This is a genomic window from Pseudomonas sp. 05T35, assembly GCF_056396605.1.
In genome coordinates this window covers 1-597 of the sequence record NZ_JBFTLU010000891.1, presented here as the reverse complement: position 1 = coordinate 597, position 597 = coordinate 1, and the positions used below count along the sequence as shown (strand labels likewise).

Genomic DNA, 597 nt, shown 5'->3' with positions numbered 1-597 from the left:
GTTGATCGCGTTTTCGACGTATCTGGGGATGGCGGTCGGGCCGGTGCAGAGCTTGCTCGGGTTGTACGTGGCGATTCAACGGATGACCGTCAGCCTCGGTCGAGTGATGGAGCTGCGCGGTGAACAACCGAGCGTCGTCACACCGGCCACGCCGCAGCCAATGCCGAGCTCTGGTGAGCTGTATTTTGAGGCGGTGCACTTCAACCATCCCGGGCGCCCGGCGACGTTACGCGGGATCGAAGCGCGGATTCCCTACGGTTTGAAAGTTGCCCTGAGCGGCGGCTCCGGGGTTGGCAAGTCGACGCTGATCGACCTGCTGCAGCGGCATCACGACCCGCAGTCCGGTCGGGTGCTGCTGGACGGGATCGACCTGCGCGAGCTGGCGCTGTTCGAGTTGCGTCGGCGGATCGCCGTGGTCAGCCAGGACATCGTACTGTTTCGCGGCAGCCTGGCGGATAACCTCGCCTATGCGGTGCCGGACGCCAGTCGTGAGGCAGTGGCCGAAGTGGCGCGGCTGGCGCAGCTCGACAGTCTGATCGCGTCCCTGCCCGAAGGCCTCGACAGTCCGTTGGGCGAGCGCGGTCAGCAGTTGTCCGG

The 597-nt window shown here is 65.8% G+C and carries 1 protein-coding gene; it reads left to right on the top strand.

Annotation, left to right across the window (positions count from 1 at the left end):
- Positions 1-597: ATP-binding cassette domain-containing protein (locus tag AC1DH9_RS30520; RefSeq protein ID WP_477809503.1), on the top strand; the 597-nt coding region annotated here is incomplete at both ends.